The following is a 21,373-nucleotide window of genomic DNA, read 5'->3' as shown; positions in this document are numbered from 1 at the left end:
CATCCTTTCGATGACAGCTCAAAAATCACAGTATTCCGCTAATCTCAAAGGATTTTCCGGTTTTGACGAGGCTTGCATGGGAAAGGTGCAGCCTGCTTCGAATTGGCGAATTGATTGTCGCGTGATCTGGCGGGAATATTCCTGACACGCCCGATCCAATGCGATATGCACGATATGACCGGGGGGTGGTTTAGACCAAACTCCTCGCCGATACGCCGCACCAGATGCCGCGCGACATTCTCCAGAAAATCGATCTCAATAAACTGCGTGTCTTCCACGCAGGACGCATATGGGTACCAGACGCCTGAATTTGGGTGCCGAAGAGTGAAGATGAGTGAAGCGATCCGCCGGACGCGAGACCCGCTGATTTTAATGACTTGTGGCCCGCTTTGACGGGTTTTGACAAGCTATAATAGGATCTTAAGCCACGCTCTTAATCAGCGGGTCCTAGGTTCGAGCCCTAGGTGGTGTGGACTCTTAGGATTCCCCTGGTTGCGAAAGTCTGATTCAAGGCTGTCTTTTTGGAGGCGGCGTTGGGTGTGATGGATTGATTGGTGTTGAGCGATGCGGCTTGGGACCGGATGGCGCCGTTGATAATCGGTCGCCCTGATCAGAAGGGTTCGACAGGCCGGGACAACAGGATGTTCGTTGAAGCGGTGCTTTGGATCGTGCGGACGGGTTCTCCCTGGCGCGATCTTCCCGAGGTGTTTGGGGACTGGAACAGCGTGTTCCGGCGCTTCAGCCGATGGAGCGCGAAGGGGGTATGGTGGCGGATATTCGAAGCGATGTCCGATGATCCGGACTTCGAGTATCTGATCGTCGATTCCACCGTGGTTCGCGCGCATCAGCATGCGGCGGGGGCCAAAAAGGGGGGGTCTGAAGATCAAGCCATTGGCCGTTCCCGCGGCGGTCTGAGCACCAAGATCCATCTCGCGGTTCGCGGCCTTGGTTGCCCAGTCCGGTTCGCATTGACTGCCGGTCATCGCGGCGATGTGCCGCAAGCCGCACCGCTGATCGATGGTCTGCCCGCCAAGGTCGTCATGGCCGATACCGCCTATGACGCCGATCACTTCCGACAAGCCATAGCTGCAAAGGGCGCTGTCGCCGTCATCCCCAGCAACCCGTCGCGCGCCCGCAAGCATACGCTCGACAAGCATCTCTACGCCCAGCGCCATCTCGTCGAATGCTGCTTCAGCAAGCTCAAGCAGTTCCGACGCGTCGCAACCCGATTCGAGAAAACCGCTCGAAACTACCTCGCCGTCATCACTCTCGCCGCTACCGTACTATGGCTTAGATAAGTGTCCACACCACCTAGTGCGTTCACCACTTTTCGTCCTAAAAACAGTTGCGTACGCCCTTCGGGGCCGCTCTTGCACATGGCCGTCAGGGGTTGTGTAAGAGCAGTGTAAAATGCGCGGCGGATCGGCGCACGAGGTGGCAGCGGTCATTCCACAAGCCCCGCGCAACCCTATGCTGCTACCGGCGAGCATATGCCTGCCGCCATGTAACGTCCGATTCCCATGCTCGGAGGGCAACGACGACCCGCCGGTCCAGCGCCCCGCTTTCAATGCTCGGCAGCACTTCACGCTCAACCCGTGCGCCAAACAATCAAACAGGAGCGTGAACGAGGGCGGTCGCGGCTTCCCGGCATCTTCCAGCTTCACGAACCGCTTCTGAAGCGTCCGGGTGTCCGCCATTGTGGTTATTACAGCCCGTATGGCGGCGGAAGTCGAAGAGCAGGCCCGGCGTGTCGCGGCCGATTGCAGGTGGCGCGGGAACGGATGCGCGACCGGCTCAGGTTCGGGGATGGCCACAGGTGCCGCGACAAACAGCGGGAGCGTGCCGGATCGACTAGAAGGCGCGTTTGACCTCGACCAGCGTGCATTGGCCGCGATCGACTACGCCGAAAGTGGAGCGCTGGAACGCCAGGTTGGTGCGATCGACCGAGAAGCCGTTGAACGTCACCTGTTCGGCGGTGAAGATGCCGCGGACCGTGTAGGCGCGCGCCGCGGTAGGAAAGGCGTAGGTAACCGTCCCGGCGTCTTCGTTGAGAGTTATGTCCATCGGCGCGCTGGCGGCCAGATCTTGCCCGCCGGCGCCGCCTTTCGTGCCCGGGGCCAGCTGGCATTTGAGATAGACCGGTGCGGCCAGGGCCGGGCAGGGGACAAGCGCCAGGACAAGCGCGGCGGCATGTTTCATAAAAGCCTCCATCGTCGGACGGCCGCTACACGCCAAGGTTTTAACAGAATGGGGCATGACCACTCGCTTCGCGAGCTGGCGGAGAATCCGGCGTTGCGGGCATGGATTGGCGGCGCGGTGGCCGCGCCCCGCTCCGGCCGCCGGGCGGGGTCAGTCCTCGATGACGCGTTCGGCGAGGACGGTCAGGCCGTTCTCGCCGACTTCGGCGAAGCCGCCGACGACATGAATCTCGCGCGGGGCGGCGCCGTTGCTGTCATAGACATGCAGCGCGCCGTCGCGGATCGTCGACATGAACGGCGCATGGCCCTGCAGCACACCGAAGTCGCCCTCGGTGCCGGGCACGGTGACCATGTAGACATCCTGCGAGAGGACAAGCCGTTCCGGGGTCACGAGTTCGAAGTGCAGGGCCATGATGCTTCCTTACGCCTCGGCGGCGAGCTTCTGGGCCTTGGCGACCGCTTCCTCGATGCCGCCGACCATGTAGAAGGCGGCTTCGGGCAGATGGTCATATTCGCCGTCGACGACCGCCTTGAACGACTTGATCGTGTCCTCGATCGCGACGAACTTGCCGGGGATGCCGGTGAACACCTCGGCGACGTGGAACGGCTGCGACAGGAAGCGCTGGATCTTGCGCGCGCGCTGGACGGTCAGCTTATCTTCTTCCGACAGTTCGTCCATGCCGAGAATGGCGATGATGTCCTGCAGCGACTTGTACTTCTGCAGCGTCACCTGCACGGCGCGGGCGGTGTCGTAATGTTCCTGCCCGACGACGCGCGGTTCGAGCACGCGGCTGGTCGAATCGAGCGGGTCCACCGCCGGATAGATGCCGAGTTCCGAAATGGCGCGGCTGAGCACGGTCGTCGCGTCCAGGTGCGCGAACGAGGTGGCCGGCGCCGGGTCGGTCAGGTCGTCCGCCGGCACGTAGATCGCCTGCACCGAGGTGATCGAGCCCTTGTTGGTCGAGGTGATCCGTTCCTGCAGCGCGCCCATGTCGGTGGCGAGCGTCGGCTGATAGCCGACCGCCGACGGGATGCGGCCGAGCAGCGCCGACACTTCCGAGCCGGCCTGGGTGAAACGGAAGATGTTGTCGACGAAGAACAGCACGTCCTGCCCTTCCTGGTCGCGGAAATACTCCGCGATAGTCAGGCCGGACAGCGCGACGCGAGCACGGGCGCCCGGCGGCTCGTTCATCTGGCCGTAGACCAGCGCCACCTTGGACCCCTCGGAAACCGGGTTGCCGTCGGCATCCTTGGCGATGACGCCCGCGTCGAGGAATTCGTGATAGAGGTCGTTGCCCTCGCGCGTGCGCTCGCCGACGCCGGCGAACACCGACGTGCCGCCATGGCCCTTGGCGATGTTGTTGATCAGTTCCTGGATCAGCACGGTCTTGCCGACGCCGGCGCCGCCGAACAGGCCGATCTTGCCGCCCTTCGCGTAGGGGGCGAGCAGGTCGATGACCTTGATGCCGGTGACGAGGATGCTCGCCTCGGTCGACTGGTCGACGAATTCCGGCGCCTTGGCATGGATCGGCGCCCGCAGATCGGTGCCGACCGGGCCGCGCTCGTCGATCGGCTCGCCGACCACGTTCAGGATGCGGCCGAGCGTCTTCGGGCCGACCGGTACGCGAATCTGGTCGCCGGTGTCGGAAACCGGCTGGCCGCGGGTCAGGCCCTCGGTCGAGTCCATCGCGATGGTGCGCACGGTGTTTTCACCCAGATGCTGCGCCACCTCGAGCACCAGGCGGTTGCCGTTGTTGTCGGTTTCGAGCGCCGACAGGATCGCCGGCAGCCGGCCCTCGAAGGTCACGTCGACGACGGCGCCGATGACCTGCGAGATGCGGCCGGCACTGCCGTCGGCGGCGGGCCTGGCGGTCGCGGCCGTGCCGGCAGCCTTCGGCTGGGTGGCCTTGGTCGCGCGGGGCTTGCGCGCGGGCTTCTCGGTGGTCGGGGCGGTTGCCATGCTGCTTTCCTTGCCTTCGTGTCCTTAGAGCGCTTCCGCGCCCGAGATGATCTCGACGAGTTCGGTGGTGATCGCCGCCTGGCGGCTGCGGTTATATTCGATGGTCAGGCGATTGATCAGGTCGCCGGCGTTGCGCGTCGCATTGTCCATCGCGGTCATCGAGGCGCCCTGCTCGCTGGCCTGGTTTTCCAGCAGCGCCTTGAAGATCTGGATCGCGATGTTGCGCGGCAGCAGATCGGCGAGGATCGCCTCCTCATCCGGCTCATATTCCACCGCCGCGCCGGTGCCGGCCGGCGCATCGGCCGGGATCGCCGCCGGGATAAGCTGCTGCTCGGTCGGAATCTGGGCCAGCGCGGAACGGAAGGTCGAGAAGAACAGGTGCGCGACGTCGAATTCGCCGGCGAAATACCGGTCCGACACGTCCTGCGCGATCGCCCGCGCCTCGGTGAAACCGGGCTGGCGGACGGCGGCGGTATCGAACTGACCGACGATCATGCCGGGGAAGCTGCGGCTGATCACCGCGCGGCCCTTGCGACCGACGAGATAGAACTTCACCGTCTTGCCCTGCGCGATCAGCGCGCGGGCATGGGCGATCGCCGCCTTGACGATATTGGCGTTGAACGCGCCCGACAGCCCCTTGTCGCCGTTGGCGACCAGCAGCAGATGGGTGTCGTCGCGACCGGTGCCGGCGAGCAGGCGCGGCGCGCTGTCGCTCTTGCCGACCTTGGATGCCAGGCTGGCGACCACGCCTTCAAGGCGCTGGGCATAGGGGCGCGCGGCCTCTGCGGCGGCCTGCGCCTTGCGCAGCTTCGCCGCCGCGACCATCTGCTTCGCCTTGGTGATCTTCTGGGTCGATTTGACCGAGGCGATCCGAAGCTTGAGTTCCTTGAGGCTGGCCATTCGCCCGGCGTCCCTTAGGCGAAGCTTTTGCCGAAGGCGTCGAGCACGTCCTTCACCTTCGCCTTCACGCCGTCGCCGAAATCGCGGCTGTCGCGAATCTCGGCAAGCAGATCGGCATGATTGGCGCGGAAGTGGGCGAGCATCGCCGCTTCGTACCGGACGACATCGGCCGCCGACAGGTCGTCGAGATAGCCGGCGGTACCGGCGAAGATCGACACCGTCTGCTCCTCGAACGGCAGCGGGCTGAACTGCGCCTGCTTGAGCAGTTCGGTCAGCCGCGCACCGCGGTTGAGCAATTTCTGCGTCGAGGCATCGAGGTCCGAGCCGAACTGGGCGAAGGCCGCCATTTCGCGATACTGGGCCAGTTCCAGCTTGATCGAGCCGGACACCTTCTTCATCGCCTTGGTCTGCGCCGAGGAGCCGACGCGCGACACCGACAGACCGACGTTGATCGCGGGGCGGATGCCCGCGTTGAACAGGTTGGTTTCGAGGAAGATCTGGCCGTCGGTGATCGAGATCACGTTGGTCGGGATATAGGCCGACACGTCACCGGCCTGCGTCTCGATGATCGGCAGCGCGGTCAGCGATCCGTTGCCGTTGGCGTCGTTCATCTTGGCCGCACGCTCAAGCAGGCGGCTGTGCAGGTAGAACACGTCGCCCGGATAGGCTTCGCGGCCCGGCGGGCGCCGCAGCAGCAGCGACATCTGGCGATAGGCGACCGCCTGCTTCGACAGATCGTCATAGACGATGACCGCATGCATGCCGTTGTCGCGGAAATATTCGCCCATCGTGCAGCCGGTATAGGGGGCGAGGAACTGCAGCGGTGCCGGTTCCGACGCGGTGGCGGCGACGACGATGGAATACTCCATCGCGCCGTTTTCCTCCAGCTGGCGGACGATCTGCGCGACGGTCGAACGCTTCTGACCGACGGCGACATAGATGCAGTAGAGCTTCTTGCCTTCGTCGTCGCCGGCGTTGATCGCCTTCTGGTTGATGAAGGTGTCGATCGCGACGGCGGTCTTGCCGGTCTGGCGGTCACCGATGATCAGCTCGCGCTGGCCACGGCCGATCGGCACCAGACAGTCGATCGCCTTCAGGCCGGTCTGCACCGGCTCGTGCACCGACTTGCGCGGAATGATGCCGGGCGCCTTCACCTCGACGCGCTTGCGCTCGGTATAGTCGATCGGCCCCTTGCCATCGATCGGGTTGCCGAGGCCGTCGACGACGCGGCCGAGCAGCCCCTTGCCGACGGGCACGTCGACGATGGTGCCGGTGCGGCGAACGGTGTCGCCCTCGCGGATGCCGGCATCGCTGCCGAAGATGACGACGCCGACATTGTCGGCCTCGAGGTTCAGCGCCATGCCCTGGACGCCGCCGCCGAACTCGACCATCTCGCCGGCCTGGACGTTGTCGAGGCCGTGTACGCGCGCGATGCCGTCGCCGACCGACAGCACCTGCCCGATTTCAGACACTTCCGCCTCGGTGCCGAAATTGGCGATCTGGTCCTTGATGACCTTCGAGATTTCTGCGGCGCGGATATCCATGTTCAGCCTTTCCCAACGGCGTTGACGCCGTCAGCCTTTCATTGCGTGCGCGAGGGAGTTCAAACGGGTGCGGATCGACGAATCGATCATCTGCGAACCGATTCGGACGACGAGGCCGCCGAGGATGGCGGGGTCTACCGACAGGTCGAGGGTGACGTCGCGGCCGAGTCGGGTCTTCAGCTGGGCCTTGAGCGCCTTGACCTGATCGGCGGTAAGCGGATGAGCGGAGGTGACCGCCGCCGTCGTCTCGCCGCGCTGGCCGGCGGCGAGGGTGCGGAACAGCGCGGCGATCGCGGCGAGTTGATCGAGCCGGCGATTCGCGGCGAGGACGCCGACGAATTTCGTGGTGAGCGGATCGGTCTTCAGCGCTTTGGCGGCGGCCGCGATGCCGGCGCCGGTTTCGGCGCGGGACAGCACCGGGCTGGTGACCAGGCGGTGCAGGTCGGCGACTTCGGCAATGGCGGCGCTCAGCGTCGCCAGGCTCTTCTCCACCGCGTCGAGGGCCTTAGCCTCGCGCGCCAGGTCGAACAGCGCCGTTGCGTAGCGCCCCGCTAGGCTAGCCTGAATGCCGCCGGAATTCTCCACGCGCCTTGTGCCCTTCCCGAAGGATGTTTGCCCCATAACAAAAGGGGGCGGCAAAGCGCCCCGCCATGGGTTGGCGGGCTGCTAGCATCCGCGGCGGGGGGATGCAAGCCGGGCGGGATGCCGGCCCGTGGACCCGGGGCCGCGCATAGGAAAAGGGGGCCGGCCACCGGGCCGACCCCCTTTTTCGGATCAGACGTTTCCAGTCGAATCAGGCGTAGGAAACGGTGGTGCGCCGCCGGCGGGTGGCCGCGCCGACCAGACCGAAACCGGCGATCAGCATCGCCCAGGTTGCCGGCTCCGGTACCGCCGCCGACAGGAAGACCTGGCTCTGGTTGGTCTTGCTGTAGAGCAGCTCGAGCTGCTGGCCGGCGACCGGCGTCCATTCGTTGCTGACCACCTTGCCCAGATATTCGTCGGCAAGAGCGCGCGCTGCGGCGGCGGTGGTGCCGCCGCTGACCTTCAGGTCGCCGCCGGTCAGCGAGTAGGTGCCCGAACCCTCGAACGCGATCTCCCATACCGCCAACTGGGTGGCGGCGGAGATCTTCTGGCGTTCCGCCAGCGACAGCGCCGAGTTGAGCAGCGGATCGGTGTTGGAGATGAGGGCGAGCAGCTGCTGCTGGCGCAGCGAATCGGTGACCAGCGTCGACAGCGGCTGAATTTCGAACAGGCCGCTGTGCACCGTGTGGAAGATGTCGATGCAATAGGTCAGGTAGGAAACCGGGTCGCCGCCGGGAACCGTCGTCCCGTTCATCTGGAAACGGCCGATGCTCAGTCCGTTCAGCACGATCGAACCGGGCGTGTAGCTGAGGTTGCCGGTCAGATAGCCGGGGTCGCCGGCGATGCTGGAGATATTCACCGACGCGTTGGCGGTGCCGGTAAGGGCGGTGGCGGCCAGCAGGGCCGTCGCGATCATCAGTTTCCGCATGTTGAGCAAGCTCCCCGAAAAACAGAGCCTGCGTCTTATGCAGGGCTGCAGGGGTTAGGGAGGTTAAAACAGCGTTAACACTGACCGGAAATGGGACTGTCCCGGCTTGGGACGGTTTAGTAACGATACTGGTTACCCGCGGCGCGGCGACGGCGATCAGAACGGGACGTCGTCGTCCAGGTCGGCGTCGAAGCTGGACGGCCCGCGCGCAGGATCGGAGTCGCGCGGCGCGCGCTGACCGTAGCCGCCGGAGGAGGACTGGCCGCCGGAAAAGCCGCCGCTGCGTCCCTCGTCCCCCCAACTGCCGCCGCTACCCCCACCAGCACCGCCTTCGCGGCCGCCGAGCAGGACCAGCTCGCCGCGGAAGCGTTGCAGGACGATTTCGGTCGAATAGCGGTCCTTGCCCTCGTTGTCCTGCCACTTGCGGGTCTGGAGTTGGCCTTCGAGGTAGACCGACGAGCCCTTGCGCAGATACTGTTTGGCAACCTTGCCGAGATTTTCGTTGAAGATCACCACCCGGTGCCATTCGGTGCGCTCCTGGCGCTGGCCGTCGCGATCGTTCCAGCGCTCGCTCGTCGCGACGGACAGGTTGACCACTTCCCCGCCGTTGTTGAGCGATCGCGCATCGGGGTCGGCGCCGAGATTGCCGACCAGTATGACCTTGTTGACGCTGCCAGCCACGCTTCGTGCTCCTTTGCGGGAAAGAGGACGTGGCTAGCGCCTTGGCCGCGGCCCTTCAAGCCGCTCCGTCGCTGGAGGGCGCAATTGGCGGCGTGGCGGTGCGGCGCAGCAGGAACACCGCATGTTCCGCGCGGAAATTGGCGGCGGCGGCGCTGGTCGGCCGGCCCCGGTTCAGGAACCAGGCGCCCTCGACGCTCAGCCCGCGCTCGGCGACATAGGCGCGGAAGTCGTCGACGGTGACATGGTGGATGTTGGGCGTTTCGTACCACGCCATCGGCAACAGCCGGGTCACCGGCATCCGCCCACCCCAGAGCAGCGACAGCCTGACCCGCCAATGGGCGAAGTTGGGGAAGGAGACGAAGGCGCGCCGGCCGATACGCAGCAGTTGGTCGAGCACGCGGTCCGGGCGCTGCGTCGTCTGCAGCGTCTGGCTGAGAATCGCATAATCGAAGCTGTCGTCAGGGTAGCCGGCAAGGTCGATGTCGGCGTCGCCCTGGATCACCGACAGGCCGCGCGCCACCGCCGCCGCGACGTCCGTCGCGTCAAGCTCCAGCCCGCGCGCGTCGACCTGTCGGGTGTCGCGCAGCGCCGCCATCAGCGCGCCGTCGCCGCAGCCGACGTCCAGCACGCGCGCGCCCGCCGCGACATGGGCGGCGATGACCGCCAGGTCCGGCCGCAACGCGCCGAGGCCGGGTTCCTTCCACGGATGGCCCCCGCCCGTCATTCGCCCGCTCGCAGGAAGCCGTCGATTACGCGGTTCATCTCCGGCACGTCGAGCAGGAAGCTGTCATGGCCGAACGGCGAGGCGAGTTCGACGAAGCTGACCGGCGCGCCGGCGGCGTTCAGCGCCTGGACGATCGCCCGCGATTCGCGGGTCGGATAAAGCCAGTCGGTGTCGAAGCTGACCAGGCAGAAGCGGGTGGCGCTGCGCCGGAACGCATCGGCCAGCCGGCCACCATGTTCCTCGGCCAGATCGAAATAGTCCATCGCCCGGGTGATATAGAGGTAGGAATTGGCGTCGAAGCGGTCGACGAAGGTAATGCCCTGGTGGCGCAGATAGCTCTCCACCTGGAAATCGGCGTCGAAGCCGAAGCTTTTCGCCTCGCGCGCCTGCAGCCGGCGGCCGAATTTATGGGTCAGCCCGGCTTCGGACAAATAGGTGATGTGCGCTGCCATCCGCGCGACGGCGAGGCCGGCGGTCGGCGCGTCGCCGTCGTAATAATCACCGCCGGCCCAGCGCGGATCGGCCATCACCGCCTGCCGCCCGACTTCGTGGAAGGCGATGTTCTGGGCCGAATGGCGCGCGGTCGACGCGATCACCACCGCCGCCGCGACCCGTTCCGGAAAGGTCGCCGCCCAGCTGAGCGCCTGCATCCCGCCCATCGACCCGCCGATCACCGCGCGCAACCGGGGGATGCCGAGATGGTCGAGCAGCAGCGCCTGCGCCCGTACCATGTCGCGAACGGTGATGACCGGGAAGCGCATCGCATAGGCGGCACCGGTGGCGGGATCGATCGACGCCGGGCCGGTCGACCCCATGCAACTGCCGAGCACGTTGATGCAGATCACGCAGTGGCGCGCCGGGTCGACCGGCTTGCCGGGGCCGATCATCCGCTGCCACCAGCCGGGCTTGCCGGTGCGCGGGTGATTCGACGCGGCGTGCTGGTCGCCGGTCAGCGCGTGGCAGACGAGGATCGCGTTGGACCGATCGGCATTCAGCGTGCCGTAGGTTTCGTAGCCGACATCGATGGCGGCGAGACTGGCGCCGCCGTCAAGGGCGAGCGGGCCGGGCAGCCGGACATGGCGGGCAAGGCCGAAGCGGGTATCGTCGGGCACAGGCCCGCTATGCGGCGGTAGCGCGCCTTGTCAATCGGCCCGCGCCGGCGCTAGGGACCGCGGCCATGACAGACGCCGCGAACGCCCCCCGCCCCAAGGACTGGATCATGGCGATCGCGCCTTATGTGCCGGGGCGGTCGAGCACCGGCGACGGGCGCAAGGTCGTCAAGCTGTCGTCCAACGAGAATCCGCTCGGCACCGGCGCCGCCGCCCGCGCGGCCTTTGCCGCCCATGCCAACGGCCTCAGCCGCTATCCCGACGCCAGCGCCGCCCTGCTGCGCGAGGCGATCGCCGCCAAATATGGGCTGGACCCGGCGCGAGTGATCTACGGCACCGGATCGGACGAGGTGTTGCACCTCGTCGCCGGCGCCTATGCCGGGCCGGGTGACGAGATCGTCTATGTCCGCTACGGCTTTGCCGTCTACGAGATCGCAGCGCGGCGGGTAGGCGCAGAGCCGGTGGTCGCGCCGGACCGCGACTATGCGACCGACGTCGACGCGATTCTGGCGGCGGTGACGCGCAAGACGCGGGTGGTGTTCGTCGCCAACCCCAACAACCCGACCGGCACCTTTTCGCCGCGCGCGGAGATCGCCCGGCTGCACGCCGGCCTGCCCGCTGACGTGATGCTGGTCATCGATCAGGCCTATGCCGAATATCTGGACGCCGACGAGGATGACGGCGCGCTAGCGCTGGCGACGACCGCGCCGAACGTCATCGTCACCCGCACCTTTTCTAAGATCCACGGGCTGGCGGCGGAGCGGATCGGCTGGGGCTACGGCCCGGCGGAAGCGGTGCAGGCGATGCACCGGATTCGCGCGCCGTTCGACATCACCAGCGCCGGGCAGGCGGCGGCGATCGCGGCGACAGGCGACGACGGCTTTGTCGCCGAAAGCCGGGCGCATAATGCCCGCTGGCGCCAGTGGCTGGCCGAGGAGATCGGCGCGCTCGGCAACCACGGCATCCGCGTCGTGCCGTCCAAGGCGAATTTCCTGCTGGTGCTGTTCGCCGGCGCGCTCAGCGCCGAACATGCCTATAAGGGGCTGATGGACGCCGGCTACATCACCCGCTGGCTGCCGGGGCAGCAGCTCGGCCACGGGCTGCGGATCACCGTCGGGACCGAGGAGGAGACGCGCGGCGTCGCCGCCGCGCTCCGCGCGCTGGCTGAAGCTCAAGGCTGATGCTGCCCTTTGCGCGCATCGCGATCCTCGGCCTTGGCCTGATCGGTTCGTCTCTGGCGCGGGCGGTGGGCGAGGCGATGCCGACCGCGCGTGTCACCGGTTATGACCATGACCCGGCGGTGCGCGATACGGCGCGGCGGCTTGGCCTGTGCGACGACGTCACCGACACGCCGGGCGCGGCGGTGACCGATGCCGACTGCGTCATCCTGTGCGTGCCGGTGGGCGCGATGGCGGAACTGGCCGCCGCGATCGCCGACGACCTGGCCGACGGTGTCATCATCAGCGACGTCGGTTCGTCCAAGGCCGGGGTGGCGGCGGCGCTGCGCGCGGCATTGCCGGCCCGGACGATCGTGCCCGCCCACCCGGTGGCGGGCACCGAGCGCAGCGGGCCTGAAGCCGGCTTCGCCAGCCTGTTCCGGGGCCGCTGGTGCATCCTGACCCCCGCCGACGACGCCGACCCGGCCGCCGTTGCCCGGGTCGAGGCGTTCTGGCGCGCGCTGGGCGCCGAGGTCGAGACGATGGCCGCCGACCATCATGACCTGGTGCTGGCGATCACCAGCCATCTGCCGCACCTGATCGCCTACAGCATCGTCGGCACCGCGTCTGACCTGGAGGCGGTGACCCGGTCCGAGGTGATCAAATATTCGGCCGGCGGCTTCCGCGACTTCACCCGCATCGCCGCATCCGACCCGACGATGTGGCGCGACGTGTTCCTGGCCAACAAGGACGCGGTGCTGGAAATGCTCCAGCGTTTCACCGAGGACCTGACCGCGTTGCAGCGGGCGATCCGTTGGGACGACGGCGAGGCGCTGTTCGACCTGTTCACCCGCACCCGCGCGATCCGGCGCAGCATCATCGAGCAGGGGCAGGATGACGAGCGCCCCGATTTTGGCCGCAGCCACGCCTGAGTGACGCCGGGGTTCAGGCCCCGCCGTCCGGCCTGGCGCGGCTGGTGCGGACGATCAGCGGTTCCGGGAAGTCGAGGGTGAAGGCGGCGCCGCCCTCCGGGCGGCTACTGGCAGTCGCGGCGATCTCCATCGCGTCGGCGAAGCCCTTGACGATGGCGAGGGCAAGGCCGCTGCTGCCCTGACGCGCGGCATCCTGCCCGAACGGGCCGAACACCGCGTTGCCGTCACCGGCCGGGAGGGTCGGGCCGTCGTCGAGCACGGTCAGGCTCAATCCGCCCTGCCGGCGCGCACCCTCCACCCGGATACGGCCGGCGCCGTGCTGCGCCGCCTCCGCGAGCAGGTTGACGAGAATGTGGTGGAGCAGCCGCGGATCGGCCATCACCGGCGGCAGCGATGGCGGTACCGCCAGCTCCACCCGCCCGTCGGCTAGGCTGCCGCGCAGCGCCTGCACCGCGCCCGCCACCGCTTCGCCCAGGTCGACCGGTTCCGGCGTGACGGTCAACGCGCCGCCATCGAGCCGGGCCATATCGAACAGGTCGTCGAGAAAGCGGCCGAGCCGGCCGATCACCCGGACCAGCGTCGCCACTCCCGGTGATTCGGGATGGGCGCCGTTCAGTTCGGTGACCGCCTTGCGCGCGACATCGAGCGGCGCGCGCAAGTCTTGCCCTATCGAGGACAGCAGGGCGGTCCGCAGCCGGTCGCGCGCCTTCAGCAGGCCGAGCTGGCGCATCTCGTCCTCCAGCGCGATGCGTTCATGGGCCAGCGCCGCCTGCCCGACCAGCGTCGACAGCAGCACGGTGCGATCGGACGGTACAGGATCGCCCCCGTCGTCACGGGCGATGCCCAGCACCGCCAGCACGCCGAGCGATGTCTTCAACGGGTGGAATTGCCAGTCGGCGGCGGTCAGCGTCGCGGTCCCCCGCCCCGCCGGCTCGCCCCGCGCGAAAGCCCAATCGGCGGCGGCGACATCGACCGGCCCGATCCGTTCGATCGGCGGGTTAGACCGCAGGATGCGGACGCCGCCTTCGTCGCGGACGAGGACCAGCGCGTTGACGCCGAGCAGGTGTGACACCTCCGCGCAGATTGCCGCCGCGGTCGAGCCGGCGTCCGACACCCGCGCCAGCGTCTGGGCGAAGCCGGCGATCGCGGCATTCTCGCGGGCGCTGCGCACGCCAAGCGCGGCGCGGGAGCGCAACTGCCCGGTCAGCTTGCTGGCGAAGGTGGCGACGGCCAGCAGGATGACGACGGTAAACAGGCTTTCCGGGTCGCCGACGTTGAAGGTGTAGTGCGGCGACAGGAAGAAGAAATTATAGGCGAGCGCGCAGGCGACGCTGGTGATCAGGCCGACGCGCAGTCCGTACAGGGCGGCGACCCCGATCGTCGGCACCAGATAGACGAGGTCGATGCCGCCGGCGCCGATCAGCGGCTCCGCCAGCGCGGCGACGCCGGTGGCGACGGCAACCAGCAGCAGGATCAGCGCATAGGTCGCGGGCGAACCGTGGCGCTGGCGCGTGCGTTGGCCGCGCGCGCGGGCCGCGGCCTCGCCGGTCCGGGCGGCGGGGATGACGTGGATCGCCAGCCCCTCGCTATGGCGCAGCAGCCGATCGACGACCGAGCCGTGGCGCAGTTCGAACAACCAGCTACGCTGCGACTTGCCGATGACCAGCTGGGTCGCGCGCATGCCCTGGATCTGGGCGACCAGTCCGGCGACGACATTTTCCGCCGGCACGGTGACCAGCGTCGCGCCGAGCGTGCCGGCGAGGCGGAAGGCGGTGGCCAGCCGCTTGCGTTCGTCGGCGGTGAAGCCCTCGGCGCGCGGGGTTTCGACGAAGACGGCGGTCCACGGCGCGCGCAGCGCATCGGCCAGCCGCTTGGCGGTGCGGACCAGCGTGTCGGCGCCGGGCAGTTCGCTGATCGCGACCAGCACGCGCTCGCCGCCGGCGAAGGGCGCCGCCGGCGCGCCGCCGTCCAGGTCCTCCAGCATCTGGTTGTCGACCCGCATCGCGGCGCGGCGCAGTGCCAGTTCGCGCAGCGCCGACAGGTTCGGCCTGGAGAAATAATGGGGTGCGCGCGTCGCGTCGTCGGGGACCGCGACCTTGCCTTCCTTCAGCCGCTCGATCAGCTCGTCGGGCGGCAGGTCGACGACCTCGATCTCGGCGGCGTCGAGGATGTTGTCCGGCACCGTGTCGTGGACTGGCAGGTGGGTGAAGCCGGCGACGACGTCGCTCAGGCTTTCGATGTGCTGGATGTTGAGGGTGGTGTAGACGTCGATCCCGGCGTCGCGCAGTTCCTCTACGTCTTGCCAGCGGCGCGGGTGGCGGCAAGCGTCGGGATTGGCGTGGGCGTAGTCGTCGATCAGCACCAGCGTCGGGGCGCGGGCCAGGATCGCGTCCAGGTCCATTTCCTCGAGCGTGCCGGCGGCATGGGCGACGGCGATGCGCGGGATGCGCTCGAATCGGGCGGCCATCGCCTCGGTTTCCGGCTGGCCGTGGGTGTCGACGACGCCGATGACGACGTCGACACCGGCCGCCAGACGCTGCGCGGCGCTGCTCAGCATCTCGTAGGTCTTGCCGACGCCCGGCGCGGCGCCGAGGAAGATCTTCAGCTTGCCGCGCGGTGCCGGCGCCGGTTCGGTGGCAGGAGCGGCGGGCTGCTCCGCGGAATGTGTCGCGTCGGTCACCGCGCGGCATTAGCGCAACCCGGGGGAGGGAGTCGATTTGTCATGGCGGCGGCCGGACACACCGATATTCGGCCCACGTCGCCGCCCGGCGGCTTGACGCTGGCGACCGCCGGCCGCAATGGCCCGGACATGCGGTATTTTTCGGACAACGCGGCGCCGGTCTGCCCGGCTGTGCTCGATGCGATCGGTGGGGCGAACCGGCTCGACACCGGCTATGACGGCGATGCGCTCAGCCGATCGCTCGACGCGGCTTTTTCCGAACTGTTCGAAACCCCGGTCAGCGCGCTCTGGGTGTCAACCGGCACCGCCGCCAACGCGCTGGCGCTGGCGGCGCTTTGCCCGCCGCACGGCGGCATCGTCTGCCACCGCGACTCGCATATCCAGAACGACGAGTGCGGCGCGCCGGAATTCTACACCCATGGCGCCAAGCTGCTGCCAGCCGAGGGCGATGGCGCCAAGCTGACGCCGGAAGGGGTGCGCGCTGTCGCCGACGCGATCGTCGACGATGTCCACCGTGTCCAGCCGCGCGCCCTGTCGATCACCAACGCCACCGAATACGGCCTTGCCTACCGGCCCGACGAGGTCGGCGTGCTGGGCGAACTGGCGCGGGAGAGGGGCTGGGGCTTCCACATGGACGGCGCCCGCTTTGCCAATGCCGTCGTCCACAGCGGCGCCAGCCCGGCGGCGCTGACCTGGCGGGCGGGGGTCGACATACTGAGCTTCGGCTTCGTCAAGAACGGCGCCCTGTCGGCGGAAGCACTGGTCTGCTTCCGGCCGGAGCTTGCCGGGCTGATCGCCGTCCGGCGCAAGCGCGCCGGTCATCTGCTGTCGAAGGGACGTTATCTAGCCGCGCAGATCCTGGCGATGCTGAAGGACGATCTGTGGCTGGCCAACGCCCGTGCCGCCAATGCCAGCGCGGTGGCGATCGCGGCGGCGGCGGGCGGGCGGCTGGTCCATCCGGTCGAAGCCAACGAGATCTTCCTGCGCGCGACGGCGGAGGAAGCGACGGCGCTGCGTGCGCAGGGTTTCGATTTCTACGATTGGGAGCCGGGCGTGGTGCGGCTGGTGACGAGCTGGGATCAGGACGCGGCGACGGTGGCGCCGCTCGCTCGCGCGATTGCCGCGCTGTGACCGCGGCAGCCGGCGTGGTGCGCCCTGCGCGGTGGCGCCCCAGGGTGGTGGTGCCGTTCGTGCTGGTGACGCTGCTGTGGGGATCGACCTGGCTGGTCATCCGCGACCAGCTGGGCGTGGTGCCGACGAGCTGGTCGGTGACCTACCGTTTCGCCATCGCCGGGACGACGATGCTGGGCGTCGCGCTGTGGCGCAAGGAGAGCCTGCGGCTGGCGCCGCGCGACATTGGCTTCGTCGCTTTCCTTGGCGTCGGGCAGTTCGCGCTCAATTACAACCTCGTCTACCGGGCCGAGTTGTATGTGACATCGGGGTTGGTGGCGGTGGTGTTCGCCCTGCTGCTGGTACCCAATGCTGTGCTCGCCTGGCTGTTCCTGGGGCGGCGCATGTCGCGAACCTTCATCGTCGGGTCGGCGGTGGCGATCGCCGGTATCGTCATGCTGTTCGCGCACGAGGCGCGGATGGCGAGCGTCGGCAGTGGCGCGGTGATGGAGGGGGTGGCGCTGACGCTGGGTGCGGTGCTGTTCGCGTCCGTCGCCAACGTCATGCAGGCGACGGAGCGGGGGCGGGCGATACCGATGACGGTGCTGCTCGGCTGGGCGATGCTGGGCGGAGCGGCGGTGGATTCGGTGGTGGCCTACGCGACCAGCGGACCGCCGGTGATCGAGATGCGGATCGGCTATGTCGCCGGGCTGCTCTATCTGGGGGTGCTGGCATCGGCGCTGGCCTTCGCCCTTTACTACCAGCTGATCCGCGACATCGGCCCGGCGGCGGCAGCCTATACCGGCGTGCTGATCCCGGTGATCGCGATGGGGCTGTCGACCGTGTTCGAGGGCTATCGCTGGTCGGGGCCGGCGGTGGCGGGCGGGCTGCTGACGCTGGTCGGGCTGATCATCGCGCTCAGCGCGCGCAGCCCGGAGCGGAAGTCCGGGTAGAGCGGGCGCCAGCCGAGCAGGCGCTTCGCCCGGCCGTTGGCGACGCGGCGGCTGGCGGCGTAGAAGGCGCGGGCGGCGGGGGGCAGCGCGGCGGGCGGGACCAGCGGCGGCGGGGCGACGCCGAGCAAGGTTGCCGCATAGGTTGTCACGGTAAACTGGGGTGCCGGATTGTCGTCGGCGAGGTTGTAGGATCCGGCCGGGCCGCCTTCCAACCCCAGCAAAACCGCGGTTACGATGTCGTCGACATGGACACGGCTGAAAACATGACCGGAAAGTTCGACGCGGTAGGCGGTGCCCGCCGCGACCCGGTCGAGCGCCGAGCGGCCGGGGCCGTAGATGCCGGGCAGGCGGAAGACGAAGCTGTCGGGTGACAGCGCCGCCCAGGCGCGATCGGCGGTGGCGCGGCCGGGGCGACGGCCGGGGACGAGCGGCGCGCTTTCGTCGATCCAGCCGCCGCCGCTGTCGCCGTAGACGCCGGTCGACGACAGATAGGCGATGATCCGCCCGCTGGCGGCGAGCGCCGGGCCGTGGTGGGCGAGCACCGGATCGGCGCCGTCGTCGCCGGGCGGCACCGACGACAGGATGTGGGTCGACCAGGCGATCGCGTCGGCGACACCGCCTGCGTCGGCGAGCGCCGCCCGGTCGATCGCGCGTGCCGCCCAGCCGCGCGCCCCGGCCGCCGCCATGATCCGCGTCGCGGTGTAGCCGGGGCCGAAGACGAGCAGCCGGCTCATGCCGCGCGCCTGCCGATGTTCGTCGCCATCTTCTTTCCTCCCGCACGCCAACCGGCTAGGCAGGCCCGATGTCTACCACCTTCACCATCGACACCGCCACCAGCCGCGCCACGCCGACCCCGGCGCCGATGAAGCGGCTGACCATCCCCGCCGTCCGCGCCCGCAAGGGCGGCGAACCGCTGGTCATGCTGACCGCCTATACGGTGCGGATGGCGCAGTTGCTGGACCCGCACTGCGACCTGCTGCTGGTCGGCGACAGCCTGGGCCAGGTGATCTACGGCCTGCCGTCGACCGTCCCGGTCAGCCTGGAGATGATGTGCGCCCATGGCGCGGCGGTGGTGCGCGGCAGCTACCACGCTGCCGTCGTCGTCGACATGCCGTTCGGCAGCTACGAGGGGTCGAAGGAGCAGGCCTTCGCCAGCGCAGCGCGGATCATGAAGGAAACCGGCGCCGCCGCCGTCAAGCTGGAGGGCGGCGAGGCGATGGCCGAGACGATTGCCTTCCTGTCCGCCCGCGGCATTCCGGTGATGGCCCATGTCGGCCTGACCCCGCAGGCGGTGAACGTGCTCGGCGGCTACGGCGCGCGCGGGCGCAGCGAGGCGGAGGAGAAGAAGCTGATCGGCGACGCGAAGGCGGTCGCCGACGCCGGCAGCTTCGCGATCGTCGTCGAAGGGGTGATCGAGTCGATCGCCGACGCGATCACCGACGCGGTCGCCTGCCCGACGATCGGCATCGGCGCGTCGGCCCGCTGCGACGGGCAGGTGCTGGTCACCGAGGATATGCTGGGGCTGTTCGAGCGGACGCCGCGCTTTGTGAAGCGTTACGCGGCGATGGCCGATCTGGTCAGCGATGCCGCCGTCGCCTATGCCGGCGAGGTCAGGGCGCGCAGCTTCCCGACCGCCGACCAGACCTATCGCCGTGCCGCCGCCGGGCCGACGGCGAAAACCGGCTGACCGGCCGCACCCCCCAACCGCGATTTGGCGGCTTTTCTCAACATGCGGGCATCGCTAAGGTCCGCGCAGCTTAGCGCCGACGGAGACAGAATTTGGCTTTGACGCCATCCGACAATCAAGCCTTCATCCGCGAGGTCGACGAGGAACTGCGCCGCGACCAGTTGGCCCGGTTCGGCAAGACCTACGGCATTGCGCTGGGCGCCGCGATCCTGATCGGCCTGCTGCTGTTCGGCGGCTATCTCTGGTACCGCAACTACGACGCCGGACGCGCCGGGCTGCAGGGCGACGAGCTGGCGACGGCGCTCGCCACGCTCGGCGCCAACAAGGTCGACGAGGCGAAGCCGAAGCTGGAGGCGCTCGCCAAGTCCGACCGGCCCGGCTACAGCGCCGCCGCCCGGCTGGCGCTGGCCGACATCGCCTTGCAGAAGGACGATACCAAAGGGGCTGCCGCGCAATACAAGGCGATCGCGGAGGATAGCGGCATCGGCCAGCCGTTCCGCGACCTGGCGCTGGTCCGCCAGACCGCCGCCGAATACGACGTGTTGCCGCCCGAAACGGTGATCAGCCGGCTGAAAGGGCTGGCGGTGCCCGGCAATCCGTGGTTCGGCAGCGCCGGCGAGATGGTCGCCGCCGCCTATGTCCGCGCCAACAAGCCGAAGGAAGCCGGCGCGCTGTTCGGCAAGATCGCCGCCGATGCCGGCGTGCCCGCGAGCATCCGTTCACGCGCGGTGCAGATGGCCGGGGTATTGGGGGTCGATGCCGTCGATGCGGCGAAGGAAAGCGTAGCCAAATGAAGCGTGTCATCGCAACGGCCGTAGCCGTCGCCGCCCTGGCCAGCCTGAGCGGCTGCGGCGTGTTCAAGGGCAGCAACAAGCCCAAGACGCCGGTGCTGGGCAACCGCATACCGGTGCTGGTGTCCGAAGCCAGCGTCGACGTCGACCCGTCGATCGCCGATGTCGAGGTCCAGCTCCCCCCGCCGGTGGAGAATGCCGAATGGGCGCAGCCCGGCGGCAACGCCGCCAAGGCGATGGGCCATCTGGCGCTGGCCGCTTCGCCGCAGCGTGCCTGGTCGGTCAAGATCGACGCCGGGTCGAACCGCGCGCGGCTGGCTTCCGCCCCGGTGATCAGCGGCGGCCGCGTCTATATCGTCGACACCCGCGCCCGACTGCGCGCGTTCGACAGCCGGACCGGCAACCTGGCCTGGCAGGCCGACGTCGGCGCGGCGCAGGATGTCGAGGGCGGGCCGAGCTTCTGGTCCGGCGAGATGAAGGGGACGAGCGGCGTCGTCTTTGGCGGCGGCGTCAGCGTTGATGGCGAGCATCTCTACGCGACCAACGGGCTGGGCGACGTGGTCGCGTTCAACGCCGCCGACGGCAAGGTACTGTGGAAGAAGCGGCCGGGCAGCCCGCTGCGCGGCGCGCCGACGATCGCGCTCGGCAATGTCTATGTGATGTCGCAGGACAACCAGCTCTATGCGCTGCGCGCCAGCGACGGCAACCTGGAGTGGACGACCAGCGGCACGATCGAGACCGCGGGCATTTTCGGCGTCGCCGCCCCGGCGGTGGCGCAGGGCACGGTGGTTGCCGGTTTCTCGTCCGGCGAGCTGAACGCCTATCGCTACGAGAACGGCCGCCCGGTGTGGCAGGACGCGCTGTCCAAGACCAGCATTTCGACCCAGGTCGGCATCATCAACGATGTCGACGCCGATCCGGTGATCGACCAGGGCCGCGTCTTCGCGATCGGCCAGGGCGGGCGGATGGTCTCGCTGGAGCTGGTGACCGGCCAGCGTCTGTGGGAAATCAATGTCGCCGGCCTGTCGACGCCGTGGATCGCCGGCGAATGGCTGTATGTCGTCGCCGACGACGGGCGGGTACTGTGCGTCGCGCGCGCGACCGGCAAGGTGCGCTGGGTCACCCAGCTGCCGCGCTGGGAAAAGGAAAAGAAGAAGAAGGGGCAGATCGCCTGGTCCGGCCCGGTGCTTGCCGGCGGGCAGCTGGTGCTGGCCAGCACCCGCGGCCAGATTGCCTATGTTTCCGCGACGACCGGCAAGGTGAACAGCACGGTCAAGTACAAGACCCCGATCTTCCTGCCGCCGGTGGTGGCGGACAAGACGCTCTATACCGTAGACGAGAAAGGCAGGCTGACCGCCTGGCGGTGAAGCGGCGGCTGGCCAAGCGACGGCGCCGGGGTTGCCGGCCTGCGCCGGCATGACGGGCGGGGTGTTTGCC

20 protein-coding genes are annotated in these 21,373 nt (G+C 68.3%); 8 read left to right on the top strand and 12 right to left on the bottom strand.

Annotation, left to right across the window (positions count from 1 at the left end; all coding sequences use genetic code 11):
- The first annotated feature begins 551 nt into the window (after positions 1 to 551).
- Positions 552 to 1,298, top strand: a complete 747-nt coding sequence (locus E4A53_RS12935) for an IS5 family transposase (RefSeq protein ID WP_275401808.1) — start codon at positions 552 to 554, stop codon at positions 1,296 to 1,298.
- A 553-nt stretch (positions 1,299 to 1,851) separates the two neighbouring features.
- Here the strand turns inward: E4A53_RS12935 and E4A53_RS12930 are convergent.
- The 10 genes from E4A53_RS12930 to metX all read right to left on the bottom strand — a co-directional run bounded on the left by E4A53_RS12930 (position 1,852) and on the right by metX (position 10,629).
- Positions 1,852 to 2,199, bottom strand: a complete 348-nt coding sequence (locus tag E4A53_RS12930) for a hypothetical protein (RefSeq protein WP_136163530.1) — start codon at positions 2,197 to 2,199, stop codon at positions 1,852 to 1,854.
- A 150-nt stretch (positions 2,200 to 2,349) separates the two neighbouring features.
- On the bottom strand, positions 2,350 to 2,610 hold the full coding sequence (locus E4A53_RS12925; protein WP_136163529.1) for an ATP synthase F1 subunit epsilon: 261 nt from the start codon (positions 2,608 to 2,610) through the stop codon (positions 2,350 to 2,352).
- 9 nt (positions 2,611 to 2,619) lie between these two features.
- Complete coding sequence (gene atpD, locus E4A53_RS12920) at positions 2,620 to 4,158, bottom strand: F0F1 ATP synthase subunit beta (protein WP_239018298.1); 1,539 nt, start codon at positions 4,156 to 4,158, stop codon at positions 2,620 to 2,622.
- Positions 4,159 to 4,182: 24 nt separating this feature from the next.
- Complete coding sequence (locus tag E4A53_RS12915; RefSeq protein ID WP_136163528.1) at positions 4,183 to 5,058, bottom strand: F0F1 ATP synthase subunit gamma; 876 nt, start codon at positions 5,056 to 5,058, stop codon at positions 4,183 to 4,185.
- Positions 5,059 to 5,072: 14 nt separating this feature from the next.
- Positions 5,073 to 6,602 (bottom strand): F0F1 ATP synthase subunit alpha, encoded by a 1,530-nt coding sequence (gene atpA, locus E4A53_RS12910; RefSeq protein ID WP_136163527.1) that lies wholly within the window; start codon positions 6,600 to 6,602, stop codon positions 5,073 to 5,075.
- 30 nt (positions 6,603 to 6,632) lie between these two features.
- The gene (locus E4A53_RS12905; RefSeq protein WP_136163526.1) at positions 6,633 to 7,187 is read right to left on the bottom strand and encodes a F0F1 ATP synthase subunit delta; all 555 of its coding nucleotides are present in this window, start codon (positions 7,185 to 7,187) and stop codon (positions 6,633 to 6,635) included.
- A gap of 208 nt (positions 7,188 to 7,395) precedes the next feature.
- On the bottom strand, positions 7,396 to 8,100 hold the full coding sequence (locus E4A53_RS14800; protein WP_206366323.1) for a PEPxxWA-CTERM sorting domain-containing protein: 705 nt from the start codon (positions 8,098 to 8,100) through the stop codon (positions 7,396 to 7,398).
- Between the two features lie 168 nt (positions 8,101 to 8,268).
- On the bottom strand, positions 8,269 to 8,793 hold the full coding sequence (gene ssb, locus E4A53_RS12895) for a single-stranded DNA-binding protein (RefSeq protein ID WP_136163525.1): 525 nt from the start codon (positions 8,791 to 8,793) through the stop codon (positions 8,269 to 8,271).
- 55 nt (positions 8,794 to 8,848) lie between these two features.
- The gene (gene metW, locus E4A53_RS12890) at positions 8,849 to 9,517 is read right to left on the bottom strand and encodes a methionine biosynthesis protein MetW (RefSeq protein ID WP_136163524.1); all 669 of its coding nucleotides are present in this window, start codon (positions 9,515 to 9,517) and stop codon (positions 8,849 to 8,851) included.
- Positions 9,514 to 10,629, bottom strand: a complete 1,116-nt coding sequence (gene metX / locus E4A53_RS12885) for a homoserine O-acetyltransferase MetX (protein ID WP_136163523.1) — start codon at positions 10,627 to 10,629, stop codon at positions 9,514 to 9,516. The genes metW and metX overlap by 4 nt, the downstream gene beginning before the upstream one ends.
- A 65-nt stretch (positions 10,630 to 10,694) precedes the next feature.
- Between metX and hisC the strand changes: the two genes are divergently transcribed.
- Together hisC and E4A53_RS12875 are read left to right on the top strand one after the other, a co-directional pair.
- Positions 10,695 to 11,807 (top strand): histidinol-phosphate transaminase, encoded by a 1,113-nt coding sequence (gene hisC / locus E4A53_RS12880; RefSeq protein ID WP_136163522.1) that lies wholly within the window; start codon positions 10,695 to 10,697, stop codon positions 11,805 to 11,807.
- Positions 11,807 to 12,715: a prephenate/arogenate dehydrogenase family protein gene (locus E4A53_RS12875; protein WP_136163521.1), complete on the top strand. Its 909-nt coding sequence runs from the start codon at positions 11,807 to 11,809 to the stop codon at positions 12,713 to 12,715. Before hisC ends, E4A53_RS12875 begins: the two co-directional genes overlap by 1 nt.
- 13 nt (positions 12,716 to 12,728) lie before the next feature.
- On the opposite strand, the gene E4A53_RS12870 is transcribed toward E4A53_RS12875, so the two are convergent.
- Positions 12,729 to 15,395: a sensor histidine kinase gene (locus tag E4A53_RS12870; protein WP_136163520.1), complete on the bottom strand. Its 2,667-nt coding sequence runs from the start codon at positions 15,393 to 15,395 to the stop codon at positions 12,729 to 12,731.
- Positions 15,396 to 15,524: 129 nt separating this feature from the next.
- Here E4A53_RS12870 and E4A53_RS12865 point away from each other — a divergent pair, with 129 nt between their 5' ends.
- Both E4A53_RS12865 and E4A53_RS12860 read left to right on the top strand, forming a co-directional pair.
- Positions 15,525 to 16,526: a threonine aldolase family protein gene (locus E4A53_RS12865; protein WP_136163519.1), complete on the top strand. Its 1,002-nt coding sequence runs from the start codon at positions 15,525 to 15,527 to the stop codon at positions 16,524 to 16,526.
- The gene (locus E4A53_RS12860) at positions 16,523 to 17,458 is read left to right on the top strand and encodes a DMT family transporter (RefSeq protein WP_136163518.1); all 936 of its coding nucleotides are present in this window, start codon (positions 16,523 to 16,525) and stop codon (positions 17,456 to 17,458) included. Before E4A53_RS12865 ends, E4A53_RS12860 begins: the two co-directional genes overlap by 4 nt.
- Here E4A53_RS12860 and E4A53_RS12855 read toward each other — a convergent pair.
- The gene (locus E4A53_RS12855) at positions 17,359 to 18,192 is read right to left on the bottom strand and encodes a Rossmann-fold NAD(P)-binding domain-containing protein (protein ID WP_136163517.1); all 834 of its coding nucleotides are present in this window, start codon (positions 18,190 to 18,192) and stop codon (positions 17,359 to 17,361) included. The genes E4A53_RS12860 and E4A53_RS12855 overlap by 100 nt on opposite strands.
- Before the next feature lie 68 nt (positions 18,193 to 18,260).
- Here E4A53_RS12855 and panB point away from each other — a divergent pair, with 68 nt between their 5' ends.
- The 3 genes from panB to E4A53_RS12840 all read left to right on the top strand — a co-directional run bounded on the left by panB (position 18,261) and on the right by E4A53_RS12840 (position 21,303).
- Positions 18,261 to 19,145, top strand: a complete 885-nt coding sequence (panB, locus tag E4A53_RS12850) for a 3-methyl-2-oxobutanoate hydroxymethyltransferase (RefSeq protein ID WP_136163516.1) — start codon at positions 18,261 to 18,263, stop codon at positions 19,143 to 19,145.
- 92 nt (positions 19,146 to 19,237) lie between these two features.
- The gene (locus E4A53_RS12845) at positions 19,238 to 19,939 is read left to right on the top strand and encodes a tetratricopeptide repeat protein (protein ID WP_136163515.1); all 702 of its coding nucleotides are present in this window, start codon (positions 19,238 to 19,240) and stop codon (positions 19,937 to 19,939) included.
- A complete protein-coding gene (locus E4A53_RS12840) occupies positions 19,936 to 21,303 on the top strand; it encodes an outer membrane protein assembly factor BamB family protein (RefSeq protein WP_136163514.1) in 1,368 nt (455 codons plus the stop codon). The genes E4A53_RS12845 and E4A53_RS12840 overlap by 4 nt, the downstream gene beginning before the upstream one ends.
- The last annotated feature ends 70 nt before the right edge of the window (positions 21,304 to 21,373 follow it).

Source organism: Sphingomonas flavalba, from assembly GCF_004796535.1.
In the GTDB taxonomy this organism is placed as follows: Bacteria; Pseudomonadota; Alphaproteobacteria; order Sphingomonadales; family Sphingomonadaceae; genus Sphingomonas_L; species Sphingomonas_L flavalba.
This window is presented reverse-complemented; position numbering and strand designations above follow the sequence as displayed.

What these genes read in the sequence shown, in the direction of transcription:
- E4A53_RS12930 (WP_136163530.1), bottom strand. Translation starts at nt 2,199, where the DNA reads ATGAAACATGCCGCCGCGCTTGTCCTGGCGCTTGTCCCCTGCCCGGCC.
- E4A53_RS12925 (WP_136163529.1), bottom strand. Translation starts at nt 2,610, where the DNA reads ATGGCCCTGCACTTCGAACTCGTGACCCCGGAACGGCTTGTCCTCTCG.
- atpD (WP_239018298.1), bottom strand. Translation starts at nt 4,158, where the DNA reads ATGGCAACCGCCCCGACCACCGAGAAGCCCGCGCGCAAGCCCCGCGCG.
- E4A53_RS12915 (WP_136163528.1), bottom strand. Translation starts at nt 5,058, where the DNA reads ATGGCCAGCCTCAAGGAACTCAAGCTTCGGATCGCCTCGGTCAAATCG.
- atpA (WP_136163527.1), bottom strand. Translation starts at nt 6,602, where the DNA reads ATGGATATCCGCGCCGCAGAAATCTCGAAGGTCATCAAGGACCAGATC.
- E4A53_RS14800 (WP_206366323.1), bottom strand. Translation starts at nt 8,100, where the DNA reads ATGATCGCGACGGCCCTGCTGGCCGCCACCGCCCTTACCGGCACCGCC.
- metW (WP_136163524.1), bottom strand. Translation starts at nt 9,517, where the DNA reads ATGACGGGCGGGGGCCATCCGTGGAAGGAACCCGGCCTCGGCGCGTTG.
- hisC (WP_136163522.1), top strand. Translation starts at nt 10,695, where the DNA reads ATGACAGACGCCGCGAACGCCCCCCGCCCCAAGGACTGGATCATGGCG.
- E4A53_RS12875 (WP_136163521.1), top strand. Translation starts at nt 11,807, where the DNA reads ATGCTGCCCTTTGCGCGCATCGCGATCCTCGGCCTTGGCCTGATCGGT.
- E4A53_RS12865 (WP_136163519.1), top strand. Translation starts at nt 15,525, where the DNA reads ATGCGGTATTTTTCGGACAACGCGGCGCCGGTCTGCCCGGCTGTGCTC.
- E4A53_RS12855 (WP_136163517.1), bottom strand. Translation starts at nt 18,192, where the DNA reads ATGAGCCGGCTGCTCGTCTTCGGCCCCGGCTACACCGCGACGCGGATC.
- panB (WP_136163516.1), top strand. Translation starts at nt 18,261, where the DNA reads ATGTCTACCACCTTCACCATCGACACCGCCACCAGCCGCGCCACGCCG.
- E4A53_RS12840 (WP_136163514.1), top strand. Translation starts at nt 19,936, where the DNA reads ATGAAGCGTGTCATCGCAACGGCCGTAGCCGTCGCCGCCCTGGCCAGC.